The organism is Mesorhizobium sp. M1163, assembly GCF_040318415.1.
Classification (GTDB): Bacteria; Pseudomonadota; Alphaproteobacteria; order Rhizobiales; family Rhizobiaceae; genus Mesorhizobium.
Map to the genome: position 1 here is coordinate 26779 of NZ_JAMYMF010000026.1, position 12610 is coordinate 39388.

At 63.3% G+C, this 12610-nt stretch carries 11 protein-coding genes and 1 pseudogene; 5 read left to right on the forward strand and 7 right to left on the reverse strand.

Annotated features, from left to right (window positions below; all coding sequences use genetic code 11):
• Positions 1-44: 44 nt before the first annotated feature.
• From NKH43_RS23115 to NKH43_RS23125, 3 genes are read right to left on the reverse strand one after another with little or no spacing between them, the layout of a single operon-like run.
• Positions 45-1133 (reverse strand): ABC transporter substrate-binding protein, encoded by a 1089-nt coding sequence (locus NKH43_RS23115; protein ID WP_352480842.1) that lies wholly within the window; start codon positions 1131-1133, stop codon positions 45-47.
• 26 nt (positions 1134-1159) lie between these two features.
• Positions 1160-1876 carry a transcriptional regulator BetI gene (gene betI, locus NKH43_RS23120; protein WP_031194530.1) on the reverse strand — a complete coding sequence of 239 codons (717 nt, stop codon included), beginning with the start codon at positions 1874-1876 and terminating at the stop codon, positions 1160-1162.
• Between the two features lie 58 nt (positions 1877-1934).
• A complete protein-coding gene (locus NKH43_RS23125; RefSeq protein WP_352860076.1) occupies positions 1935-2678 on the reverse strand; it encodes a methyltransferase domain-containing protein in 744 nt (247 codons plus the stop codon).
• 186 nt (positions 2679-2864) lie between these two features.
• Between NKH43_RS23125 and NKH43_RS23130 the strand changes: the two are divergent.
• The 4 genes and pseudogenes from NKH43_RS23130 (at position 2865) to NKH43_RS23145 (ending at position 7592) form a co-directional block, all read left to right on the forward strand.
• Positions 2865-4483: pseudogene (locus NKH43_RS23130) on the forward strand (phytoene desaturase family protein).
• On the forward strand, positions 4470-6044 hold the full coding sequence (locus NKH43_RS23135; RefSeq protein WP_352860078.1) for a phytoene desaturase family protein: 1575 nt from the start codon (positions 4470-4472) through the stop codon (positions 6042-6044). Before NKH43_RS23130 ends, NKH43_RS23135 begins: the two are co-directional and overlap by 14 nt.
• A 52-nt stretch (positions 6045-6096) precedes the next feature.
• Positions 6097-7329 carry an aminomethyl transferase family protein gene (locus NKH43_RS23140; protein WP_352860079.1) on the forward strand — a complete coding sequence of 411 codons (1233 nt, stop codon included), beginning with the start codon at positions 6097-6099 and terminating at the stop codon, positions 7327-7329.
• Between the two features lie 2 nt (positions 7330-7331).
• Positions 7332-7592, forward strand: coding sequence for a hypothetical protein (locus NKH43_RS23145; RefSeq protein WP_023720906.1), 261 nt, complete (start codon positions 7332-7334; stop codon positions 7590-7592).
• Positions 7593-7680: 88 nt separating this feature from the next.
• Here NKH43_RS23145 and NKH43_RS23150 read toward each other — a convergent pair whose 3' ends face one another.
• The 4 genes from NKH43_RS23150 to NKH43_RS23165 all read right to left on the reverse strand — a co-directional run bounded on the left by NKH43_RS23150 (position 7681) and on the right by NKH43_RS23165 (position 10796).
• Positions 7681-8739: a dipeptidase gene (locus tag NKH43_RS23150; RefSeq protein WP_352547168.1), complete on the reverse strand. Its 1059-nt coding sequence runs from the start codon at positions 8737-8739 to the stop codon at positions 7681-7683.
• Positions 8740-8925: 186 nt separating this feature from the next.
• Complete coding sequence (locus NKH43_RS23155; RefSeq protein WP_352476216.1) at positions 8926-9225, reverse strand: GNAT family N-acetyltransferase; 300 nt, start codon at positions 9223-9225, stop codon at positions 8926-8928.
• Positions 9218-9853: an alpha/beta hydrolase gene (locus tag NKH43_RS23160; RefSeq protein ID WP_023720909.1), complete on the reverse strand. Its 636-nt coding sequence runs from the start codon at positions 9851-9853 to the stop codon at positions 9218-9220. The genes NKH43_RS23155 and NKH43_RS23160 overlap by 8 nt, the downstream gene beginning before the upstream one ends.
• Before the next feature lie 10 nt (positions 9854-9863).
• Positions 9864-10796, reverse strand: coding sequence for a VOC family protein (locus tag NKH43_RS23165; protein ID WP_023720910.1), 933 nt, complete (start codon positions 10794-10796; stop codon positions 9864-9866).
• Between the two features lie 219 nt (positions 10797-11015).
• On the opposite strand from NKH43_RS23165, the gene NKH43_RS23170 reads away from it, so the two are divergent.
• Positions 11016-12584 carry an alkaline phosphatase family protein gene (locus NKH43_RS23170; RefSeq protein ID WP_023720911.1) on the forward strand — a complete coding sequence of 523 codons (1569 nt, stop codon included), beginning with the start codon at positions 11016-11018 and terminating at the stop codon, positions 12582-12584.
• The last annotated feature ends 26 nt before the right edge of the window (positions 12585-12610 follow it).

Here is a 12610-nt window from a genome sequence, read left to right on the forward strand (position 1 = left end):
TCCGCCCGCTATGTCCGTGGGCAGACGGGCCAAGCGAGGAGAGCTCAATAGCCGGCTTTGATCTTCTCGAACTCGGCGATCATCTTGAGCTTGAGATCGGATGGAACCGGCGACTGGAACAGCGTCTTGTCGACGAACTTCTGCACGTCGTCATAGCCTTTCTCCTTTAGCACCACCTGGTCGACGCCGGCCATGCCATTGGCATTGGCCTGGCCGTAGCCCCAGTCCTTGACCAGGACCTTGGCGACTTCCGGATCGTTGACGGCGTTGAGATAATCATAGGCCTTGTCGGCATTGCCGGGCGCATCCTTGAACAGCACATAGCCGCAGACCCAGGTCGAAATGCCCTCGTCGGTGTCCTTCTTGGCCTTGATCGGCACGCCGGCGGCGACAGACTGCACCGTCGCGTCGTTCCAGGCCCATGCGAGATCGACCTCGCCGCCGCTCAACAGCTGCACGATATCGGTTGAGTCGGTCCAGTAGGAGCGGACGTTCTTGTGCACCTGGCGCAGGAAGCCTGATGCCTGTTTGAACTGGTCGTCCGTCATCTTGGTCCAGTCCTTCAGGCCGATGGCGAGACTGGCCAGCGCGTAGGCGTCGTCGACATTGTCACCGACGGAAACCCGGCCCTTGAACTTCGGATCGGCGAAGGCCTTCAACGACTGCACGTCCTTCGCATCGATCTTGTCGGAATTGTAGGTCAGCTGCGTGTTGCCCCAGTCCCAAGGCATGAACCAGGCCTTGCCGTCGGCGGTGGTGGCGAGATCCTTCATCGCCATTATGCCGGGATTGAGGTCTTTCCAGCCTGATATCTTCGAGGTGTCGAGCGGCTGCAGCAGGCCGGCCTCGCGCCATTTCACCACGCTTTGCGAGCAAGGATGGCCAAGATCGGCCTTGAAACCGGAGCGGACCTTTTCGAACGCCTCGTCCTCGTCGCCGAAGAAGGTGAAAGTCGGCGAATCGCCGTTCTTTTCGACATATTTCGGATGGAAGCCGGGCTCCTCGTAGCCAGACCAGTCGAACACGACGAGATCCCTGTCCGCAGCCAGCGCCGCCGCCGAAGCGGCGAGCGCTCCGGCCAATGCCAATGTCAGCGTCAATGTCAGCGTCGGGCGTCGCGTCATTGTCTTCATTGCTGTTCCATCCTCTTTTGATTGTTTCACGCCGGCTTGGCACCGCCGGCTGTCGGCCACGGATAATGCTTGGGAAATGCCGCGGACAGGAACGCGTTCGCGGCCTGCAGCGCAGTCTCGCGCGTGGTGTCTTCGGTGCCCATCATCAGCCGCAGCCACAGTCCCTCCAGCATGGCGCTGAGCGCCAGCGCCATCACCTGCGGCTCATAAGAATAGCCGCCGCTCTGCTTGAGCGTCGCGCAAAGGTCGATAAAGATGTTCTGATAGACGGCGTCGCGTGCGCTGCTCAGCGCCTGATAGGTCGGCCGCGATTTGGCTTCGCCCCAGAACGCACACCAGGCCGCCAGCTTGCGCTTGTTGCAGATCGAGCGGTCGAAATCGGCCGCGACCAATGCCTGCAACTGGCGGGCGGGATCATCGCCGGCCTTCTGCAAGGCGCTGCGCCAATGCGCCGAATACTCGTCATACATGTATTGCAAAGTCGCGACGAGCAGCTTCTCCTTGCTTTCGAAATGGAAATTGACGATGCCGCGCGACAGGCCGGCACCGTCGGCAACGTCGGCCATCGTCGTATCCGAATAGCCGCGCTTGGCCAGTGAATCGATCGTCGCTTCGATCAGTTGAAGCTGCCTGGTCTCTTTCGACGCCTTGCGGCCACGCTTTTCGGTGTCGCTCTTTCGCGTCGCCTCGAGGAGGGCTTCGCGCGCCTCTGTTGTCTTCATGGGATTGATGGTCTCCAGCATCGCCGGCTAGCCAACCGGCTTTCGGCCGCGAAGATGAGTGGGACGGTGCTCGCCTGTGTCAAGCACCTTCTGCATGGCTTCCCAGGTTCGTATATTCTTGTCGACATAGGCCGCGCCGACGGCAGCCGCGACCACCGGGTAGAGCGGCCCCTTCAAGCGGTTCAGCTCCTCCCCCGCGATCTCGCGATACCAGGGATTTGCGGTCGCGCACGGTGATGTCGGCAAAGCCGGCCTGGCGCATCGCCTGCACATAGCGGGCCGGCGATGCCATGGCGAAGGACAGGCCTTCAGCGGCGACATAGGCCTTCATCTCGGGCGACGGCTCGCCATCATGCGAGATCATCCAGTTCGACGCGGCAAAGACGCCGCCAGGCTTCAGGACGCGGAATATCTCGGCGAACAATGCATCCTTGTTCGCCACGTGCAGCAGCGCGTCCTTGGAAAATACGACGTCGAAGGCACCGTCGGCAAAAGGCAGCGGTCCTGGCGCCGCCTGGATGAAATCGGCGCGACGCGCGAGCCCGCGCGCAGCGGCCCGCTTCCTGGCCGTCTCGATCACGGGCCGTTCGACGTCGAAGCCTGTGAGGTGGGCCGCGCGGTGACGCTCGATGAGATGCAGCGTGATGCCGCCGGAACCGCAGCCCATGTCGAGGACTGTCTTGCCCGCAAGCGACAGCCCTTCGACGACCCGGTCGACCTCTTCTGGCCCACCCGGCGACAAATAGCCGTCGCCCCACAGCGCCTCGAGGAAGCGGATGGCGGTGTCGTCATACTCCGGTTCGGCCTCTGCCGTTTCGATCATCAAACCCTGGTCCCAAGGCTATCCTCGAATGAGCCAAAGCCTAGCGCATAAACACGAAAACGCAACATCATTTGTTGAACATTCATTCAATATGGCTGGACAGGATGACCGTCTTCGTGCGAAATTCGGCTTATTGGGGGCGCATCACACGAAAAGAAGGTCGGGCACGATGAAGGCTGGGCCAAAGTGAAGAGCTGGGACGCGATCGTCATCGGCGGCGGGCATAACGGGCTGGTCAATGCCTGCTACCTGCAGCGTGCCGGGCTCGACGTGCTGGTCGTCGAGAAGAACGACTGGGTCGGTGGTGCCGCCACCAGCCGCGAGCTGACGCCCGGCTTCCTCTATTCCAACTGCTCCTATGTCTGCTCGCTGTTCCGCCCGGAGATCATGCGCGACCTCGAGCTGCCGCGCTTCGGCCTGCAGGTGATCTCCTATGAGGGCGGCGCGGTGTTCACCCGCGATGGCGACTATCTCGCCAACTACCGCGACCACGATGCCCACCGGCGCGAATTCGCGCGGTTCTCCAAACGCGATGCCGAGGCCTATGATCGTTATGCCCGCGACGTGACGCGGCAGTGCCGCTTCATCCAGCCGCTGCTGATGCGCACGGCGCCCGACCCGACCAGCCTGCGGCCGCGCGACCTTGGCGAACTGCTCTATCTCGGCAAGAAGTTCACGGGGCTCACTGCGGAGGAAATGGCGCTGACGCTGCGCTTCTGGACCATGTCGATCTCCGACTTTCTCGACGAATATTTCGAGACCGACGTGATCAAGGCGAATTTCGCTTTGTCGGCATCATCGGCACCGCGCTCGGGCCGATGTCGCCCGGCACCGCCTATGTCCTGCTGCATCATTATATGGGCGAGGTCGACGGCTCGGTCGGCGCCTGGGGCTATGCGCGCGGCGGCATGGGCGCGGTCACCGAGGCGCTCGCCGCATCCTTCCAGGCTTCGGGCGGCACCATCCGTACCGGCGCCGAGGTCGACCATGTGCTGATCCGGCGCGGCAAGGCCAAAGGCGTGGTGCTGGCCGGCGGCGAGGAAATATACGGCAAGCTCGTGGTTTCCAACGCCGACGTGAAGCGCACCTTCCTCAAGCTGGTCGAGGAAAAGGAATTGCCCGAGATTTTCCTGCGCCGGGTCAGGAATTTCAAGATCCGCGGCTCGTCAGGCAAGGTCAACATCGCGCTCGATTCACTGCCGGAATTCCCGGCGCTGCCGAGGGATTCGCCCGTCTATTGTGGCGACATGCATTTCACCGATTCGATCGAGCGCATGGAGCGTGCCTATGACGACTGGAAGGCCGGGCGCTGGTCGGCCGATCCTTTCCTCGACATGGTGATCCCGACGACGCTCGACCCGACCATGGCTCCACCCGGCAAGCATTTCATGAGCTGCTTCGTGCAATATGCGCCACCGAAGGTGGACGGCCGCGGCTGGACCGACGCCGACCGCGACGGCTTTGCCGAAAGCGTGATCGCGCAGATATCGGACTATTCGCCGGGCTTCCGCGACCGCATCGTCCACATGGAAGTGCGCACGCCGCGCGAGATCGAGGCCGAGGTCGGCCTCACCGAAGGCAATATCTTCCAGGGTGAATTGACCTTCGACCAGTTGTTGTTCAACCGCCCCGTGCCGGGCTACGCACAATACCGCTCGCCGGTCGATGGACTCTACATTTGCGGCTCCTCGACCCATCCCGGTGGCGGCGTCATGGGCGCGCCGGGCCGCAATGCCGCCGCCGAGATCCTGCGTGATCTCGCCAAGCCAAATCAGCATATGAGCCCGGCCCATGACGTCATCTGACAAATGGGATGTTGTCGTCATCGGCGGCGGCCATAATGGCCTCGTCGCCGCCGCCGTTCTGGCGAAGAGCGGCCGCAAGGTGCTGGTGCTGGAAGCCGCCGGCGAGGTCGGCGGCGCCGCGCGCACGGAGGAATTCGCGCCCGGATTTCGTGTTTCGTCGATCGCCCATCTGCTGAACCGGCTGCACCCCGATGTGGTGAAGGTATTGGAGCTGGAGAAGCACGGGCTGCAGGTCGCACGCGGCGACTTCGCGCCGTCGGTGGTGCTGGCGAAAAGCGGTCCGCCGCTTTTCCTGCATGGCGCCTATGGCGAGGTGCTGACCGGCACCAGTCCTGCCGAGCAGTCCGCCTGGAAGGAGTTGCGGGCACAGCTGCTGCGCTACGCCGGCATCCTGAAGCTGTTCTTGTCACGCCGGCCGCCCGATCTCGGCGCCATGTCGCTCGCCAACACGGCAGCGCTCGGCCAAACCGGACTGGCGCTGAAGAAGCTTGGCAAGGAGGACATGCGCGATTTCCTGCGCGTGCTGTTGATGAACGTTGCCGACCTGCTCGACGAGCAGCTTGCCGACGACCGGCTGAAGGGCCTGCTTGCCTTCGACGCTACGCTCGGCAGCCATCTTGGCCCGCGCTCGCCGACCTCGCTGCTCGGTCTCTATTACCGCCTGGCCGGCGAGACCGGCGGTTCCGCCGGCGCGCAGATGCTGCCGAAGGGCGGCATGGGCGCCGTCATAGCCGCCATTCGCGCATCGGCGCAACAGGCCGGCGTGACCATCCGCACCGCGACGCCGGTGGCAAAGATTATCGTCGAGAAGGGCCGCGCCGTCGGCGTGCTGCTCGACAGCGGCGAGGAAATCCGCGCGACAACGGTCGTGTCCGCCATCAGCCCGGCGACGGCCATGATCGACCTTGTCGGCCCGCGTGAAGTCGACACCGGCTTCGTTCGCAAGGTCGGCAATATCCGCATGAAGGGCGATGCTGCGAAGCTCAATCTGGCGCTCGACCAGCCACCGCAATTCGTCGGCGTCGATGCCGCCGGCCACCGTGGCCGTCTCGTCATCGCGCCCTCGACCGATCATGTCGAGCGCGCCTTCAACCCGTCGAAATATGGCGAGTTCTCACCCGAACCGGTGATGGAGATCACGCTGCCCTCGCTGTCGGACGCCTCGCTCGCGCCCGAGGGGGCCTGCGTGCTGTCCGCGGTGGTGCAATACGCCCCCTATGCCTTGAAAGAGGGCTGGAGCGTCGGCAAGCCGAAATTCCTCAAAGTCTTAATGGCTGAACTCGAGGCTTATGCGCCGGGAATCGGCGGCAGCGTGCTCCATGCCGACCTGCTGACGCCGGCCGACATCGAGGCGCGCTACCGGATGCCGGGTGGGCACTGGCACCACGGCGAACTGCAGGCCGACCAGATGCTGATGTCACGGCCGATCTCCGGCTGGTCCGGCTACGACACGCTGGTGGACGGGCTGTTCCTTGCAGGCGCTGGCTCGCATCCGGGCGGCGGGGTCTCCGGCGTGCCGGGCCTGAATGCCGCAAGGCGCATCATTACGGTGAGGGGGTAGCTGTCATGGTGCAACGAGCCAAGACCGTGCTCCACGGCGAAAGAACGCCGTGATGAACCATCAGCCCATTGGCCCATCCGATGCCCGCATCGCGGCACAATCCCATTTCCGCAGTTTGCGCCTCGACACGCCGTTCCAGGCGCGCATTGATGCGCTGGCGAAGACGAACGACTGGTACAATTGGGCCGGCTATCGCGCCCCACATTCCCTATGGGACGAGGATCTCGAATATTTCGCCATCCGCAGCCAGGCCGCTCTGTTCGACATCTCGCCGATGACGAAGTACCGCATCGAGGGACCGGATGCCGAGACCTTCCTCGACCGCCTGACATTGCGCGACGTGACTAGGCTGAAGCCCGGCCGCGTCAACTACACCGCCTGGTGCGACGATCAGGGCTTTGTCCTCGACGACGGCACGTTGTTTCGGCTATCGCCGACACGGTTCCGGCTGTGCTCGCAGGAGCGGCATCTGCCGTGGCTTCTGGACAGCGCCATTGGCTTCGACGTGGCGGTTGAAGAAGAGACCGAAACCGTCGCCGGCCTCGCCTTGCAAGGCCCGACCTCCTTTGCCGTGCTGCGCGATGCAGGTTTTGCAGGTATAGAAAAACTGAAAATATTCGACCTCGCCGAGTTTCCGCATGACGGCGTCACCATCACCATCTCGCGCACCGGCTTCACCGGCGATCTCGGCTACGAGTTGTTCGTGCAAACGGATAAGGCGCTCAGCCTCTGGGATCGGCTGATGACGGCGGGCGAGCTGCGCGGCATCCGCGCCATCGGCTACGCCGCATTGAACCGCGCCCGGCTCGAAGCCGGGCTGATCGTCGCCAATGCAGATTTCGTCACCGCCGAGCATGCCATCCGCGCCGATCGCCTGCGCATGCCGGACGAGATCGGCCTCGGCTTCATGGTCGACTTGGAAAAGGGTCATTTCAACGGCCGCCGCGCAATACTCCACGCACGGGCGAAGAAGCGTCTTAGCCATGTCCTGGTCGGGTTGCAGATCGAGGGCAATATCCCGGCCGAGCACGCGATCGTCTACCACAGGAAAAGCCAGGAGGTCGGACTGGTCAGCGCCGCCATGTGGTCGCCAATGGCCAAGCGCAACATCGCCATCGCCTCGCTGACGCGGCCGTTCGGCGAGACCATCGTCGACGACCTCTGGGTCGAGATCTACGCCATGCGCGAGCTGCAGTACCAGAAGCTGATGAAGCGGGCCAAAATCGTGGCGCGGCCGTTCGTCAGGCTCGACCGCCGCACCGCCAATCCGCCCGCGGATTTCTGAGCATGTCCGACGAAGCCGAACGTCATGAGGATGACGCCGAAGCCGCCGAACAGTGGCAGCTGGTCAACACGCCGCTCGGCGAAAAATGGTCGGGCCGCACCCGCTATGCCGCGGCCATGTTCTTCTACAAACGCGGCGAGATGAGCGCTGAAACGCTGGAGGTCTACCGCATTTGTGCGAGGCTGGACTCGACCGATCCGCTGCCGATCATCCGCGATCGCGGCATTGGCCAGGACTGGCTTAAACGCATAGGTTTTGAATAACTCGCCCTGGGGCGTGTTGAGATTCAGGTCAGGCCGAGTCGAAAATTGTGGGTTCCGAGAACCGGAGCGGAGCGTACTTTTGGGTGCCCTAGCCGATGGTCTTTTCCAGCATACTGAGCCAATTGCGATAGGCGATCTTCTCGATCAACGCGCGCCCGAAGCCGCGTGCTGCGAACGCGTCGAGCAGCTTCGGCAGGCCGGCAACGTCGCCGATCACGGCAGGAATCATGGCGCCGTCGAAATCCGAGCCGAGGCCAACGCCGTCTTCGCCCAGCGCCTGCAGCAGCGAATCGACATGGCGCACCATGATGTCGAGGCTGGTATCGGCGTTCATCCTGCCGTCCTCACGCAGGAACCCGGTGGCGAAGTTCAGCCCGACCATGCCGCCCGAGTCGCGGATTGCGCCGAGCTGCCATTCGGTGAGGTTGCGCGAATGGCCGCAAATCGCGTGCACGTTGGAGTGGGTCGCGACCAGCGGTGCATCGCTGATTTCGACGACGTCGCGAAAACCTTTTTCGTTGAGATGCGAAAGATCGATCATGATCTTCAGCTGGTTGCAGGCTTTCACCAGCGCCTTGCCGGCATCGGTCAGCCCTGGCCCTGTATCGGGCGACGACGGAAAACGGAACGGCACGCCGTGGCCGAAGGCATTGGGACGGCTCCAGACGATACCGAGCGAACGCAGGCCGGCTGCGTGGAGGACGTCAAGCAGGGTGAGCTCAGGATCGATCGCCTCGACCCCTTCGATATGGAACACCGCCGCGATCGAGCCTTGCGCCATCGCCTTCCTCACGTCGCCGGCGCTGCGGCAAACGGTGAGCGCCGAAGCCCGCTCTAGCCTGAACAGGATCGAGGCCATCGCCATGGTGGAGTTGAGCGCATCGGCGCGCGGAACCTCGGGCGGCAAGGGCTCGCTGTCACTCGGCGCCAGCGGCACCGAGCCGCGTTTGGATTTCTCGACAGGCGGCGGGAAGATCGCGAACATGCCGCCGGCAAATCCGCCTTTCTTCGCGCGCGGCAGGTCGATATGGCCACCCGGCGTCCCCTCGACGAACAGCTTTTCGACGTCCGCATCCTTCGACTGGTAAAGCCTGAGCAGCGTATCGTTGTGGCCGTCGAAGACGGGAACGAGATCGGATTCGGTCATGGAGGGCCATTCGGTTGAAGTGGTCGGGCCGCAGACGGCGAGCCGGTTTGTTGGCAATACTTAGGCAAGACGGGCGCTCTTCGCAAATCCCGCATGTTGCCGCTGTGTTTGTACGCCTCCAATGGCCGAAGAGGCCCGCGGTAAAGCCGCGCACCCTTTCTCCTGTCATTCATCGATGGCTGTCTCTTACCGCTTCAGCACGTCCGCCCATTCCGGATGGCGACGGAACTGGGCATTGGCGAACGGGCAAAGCGGGATGATCGTTTTGCCCGCCGCACGCGCATCCTCGACGGCACGGGTGACCAGGCGAAGCCCCGCGCCCTGGCCGCGAAATGCATCCGGCACTTCGGTATGGTCGATGATGATCTGGTGCTCGCCGATCTTGGTGAAAGTCATCTCCGCCTCGGCGCCGCCCGGCCCACGCAGGAGATAGCGGCCCTTCGAGCCGCGGTCCTCCAGTTCGATCTCCGGCAATAGGTCAGACATGGCTTGCGGTCCTTTCGTCCGGCGCCACGGCGAACAACCGCCGCGCCGCCTCGATCTCGCTCGGCCGCACCTCATGGCCGCCGTCATGCCACTCGACTGTGACATCGGCGCCATCGGCGCGCAAATAGGCTTCGAGCCGCACCGTCAAATTAGGCGGACAGATCGGGTCCCGCCTGCCGGCGGTGACCAGGATGTGACTGCCGCCAAGGCTGCCCTTGACCTCCGGCTCGAACGGGATCAGCGGATGCATCAGCACCGTTGCGTCGAACAGCGACGGCTCGGCAAACAGCACCGAGGCCAGGATGTTGGCGCCGTTGGAGTAACCGAGGCCGAGCACCGAAGATGGCTTTGCCGCCTCGACATGTGCCTTGACGAAGCCGGCCATCTTCTCTGTCGCTCGCGTGAGGTCGCCCATGTCGTAGACGCCCTCGCCGGCGCGGCGAAAGAAGCGTGCAGCGTCTTGTTCCGAAACATCGCCGCGCGGAGCGACGATCGTCGCTTGCGGCACAAGATCGCGTCCAAGCGACAGAAGCTGGGCCTCGTCGCCGCCGGTGCCATGGAAGACGAAGAGCAGCGGTCCATCAGGCGAACCGGGCAGCACCTTGTGAATATACGAATCCTTACTCACGACGTTGCCCTCAGTCTTCCAGTTTCTGCAGATGCTGCTCGAGATAGGGCCGCAAATGCTGGTGTTGTGACGGCAGCTTCAGCGCCTCACCAAGATGGGCGGTGTCCTCGTCGCGGTCGAAGCCGGGCTCGTTGGTAGCGACTTCGAACAGCACGCCGCCCGGTGTGCGGAAGTAGATCGCCCAGAAATAGTCGCGGTCGATTACCGGCGTCACCTGATAACCGGTATCGAGCAGCGCCTTGCGCACTTCGAGCTGCTTGGCGCGGTTCTCGACGGCGAAGGCGACATGGTGGACCGAGCCGGCGCCGAGATTGGCGAAGCCGGCCCCTGGCAGCGATTCGATATCGACGACATCGGCGCCGTTGCCGTTCTTCACCGTTAGCCGCCTGACATTGCCGGACTTGTCGACCTCCTCATAACCCATGAATTTCAGCAGCTCTTCGGTGGCGCCACTATCTTTCAGCCTGAGCGACACTGAGTGAAAGCCGCGGATCGCCTCGTCAGTGGGAATGCCACCCTTGGCCCAGGGCGCTCGGCTGTCCGCTCTGTCCTCGACCAGCGCAAAACCGTCGCCGTCGGGACCGGCGAAGGCAAGACGCTTCTCGCCGAACGTCTCCTCGCGAGAAAGCCCTGTGACACCTTGCTCGGCAAACCGTTTCTCCCAATAGCCGAGCGTGCCCTCGGGCACCGAGTAAGTGGTTGTGCCGACTTCGCCGACTCCATGGCGGCCCTTGCCGATGTTGGGGAAGGGGAAATAGGTCATCACCGAGCCGGGCATGCCGACCTCGTCGCCGTAATAGAGGTGGTAGACGTCGGGCGCGTCGAAATTGACGGTTTTCTTGACCCGCCGCAGGCCGAGCGTCCCGGTGAAGAATTCATTGTTCTGGCGCGCGTCGCTGGCCATCGAGGTGACGTGATGCAGGCCCTTGACCTGGTCGAGCATGTTTCTGCTCCTTCCCTTGTACTGGTGCGGCCCTTGCCGCTGTCCACGCAAATATGAGGATCCGGCTCCTGGCTGCAAAGATGGCAAACACAGAATGGACTGTGCTGTTAAAGTGAACGATCAAACAGGTTTTGTTCACCATTCGGCAAACTGGACCGGCTTGCATATTCGCCGAAATTGCGCTCCATGAGCGACGTAGCCGGCATGAGGATATAGCGGTTGATTGGAAAACGCCCCAACATTCTCCTGATCACCTGCGACCAGTGGCGCGGCGACTGCCTATCGGCTGCTGGCCACAAGGTGGTAAGAACGCCGAATGCCGACGCGTTGGCTGCAGAGGGCATTCTTTTCAAGAAGCACTATGGCGGCGCCGCGCCTTGCTCGCCGGCTCGCGCCTGCCTCTACACCGGCCTCTACCAGATGAACAATCGTGTCTGCCGCAATGGCACACCGCTCGACGCCCGCCACGGCAACATAGCGCTCCGGGCGCGTGCCCTCGGCTATGAACCGACGCTGTTCGGCTATACTGATATGGCACGCGATCCGCGTACGCTGGCGCCTGGCGACCCGCAGCTGAAGAGCTATGAAGGCGTGCTGCCCGGCTTCACCGTACGTCAGCTTCTGCCCGAGCACCAGAAGCCTTGGCTGTCATGGCTCAAGGCGCGCGGCGTCGATGCCGGCGCCGGCTCCCCCGACATCCATCTCCCGGTGGGTGAAATCCCGGAAAACGACGGCGGGGTTAGCAACGCCCCGCCCGTCTATTCGAAGGACGAAACGCCGTCGGCCTTCCTGGCCGGCGAATTTATCCGCTGGCTCGGCGAACAGGAGCGCGATGCGCCGTGGTTCGCGCACCTTTCCTTCATCAGTCCTCACCCACCCTTCATCGTGCCGGCGCCTTACAACGCCATGTACGATCTGGCCATCGGTCCAGCTTTTGACCGCGCCGAAAGCTGGCAGGCCGAAGCAGCAAGCCACCCTTATCTCGCCTATGAACTTGACCGGCAGGAACGGTCGAAATTCCGGCCCGGCTCGGAGGGCAAGGTGCGCGACTGGGGCGACGATAATTTTCGCCGCATTCGGGCGCTTTATTACGGCATGATCTCGGAGAGCGATGCGCAGCTTGGCCGGGTCTGGCAAGCAGTCAAGGCGGCCGATGCATGGGACGACACCGTCATCGTGCTGACCTCCGACCACGCCGAGATGATGGGCGACCATTTCATGCTGGGCAAGGGCGGCTTCTTCGACGGCAGCTTCCATATTCCGCTGATCATTCGCGATCCGCGCCGCCGAAAGGCTGTCGGCAGCAGCGTCGACCGCTTCACCGAGGCGGTGGATTTGGCGCCGACCTTGCTCGAGCTCACTGGCGGCGAAGTGCTGCCGCATCTCGACGGCCGCTCGCTGGCGCCTTTCCTGGACGCGACGGAGCCGGACGCCTGGCGCGACGCGGCCCATTGGGAGTTCGATTTCCGCTCGATCGCGGATGGTGATGCCGAACGGTATTTTGGCATCGGTCAACGCCAGTGCAATCTCGCCGTCATCCGTACGGAAAAGTACAAATATGTGCATTTCGGCGGTGGCCTGCCGCCCTTGCTCTTCGACCTCGAGAAAGACGCCGGCGAGGTGACCAGCGTCGCGGACGACCCAGCCTATCGGCCGGCGCGGCTGGAACTTGCCGAAAAGCTCCTTGCCTGGCGGGCCGAGCATCTCGACCAGTCGCTGGCGCTCGCCGAATTGACGCATGACGGCGTTACCGGCCATGTCGCGGGCCTGCCTTTTGCGTCGACATGAGAAAGCCCGCGCCGTTGCCGGCGCGG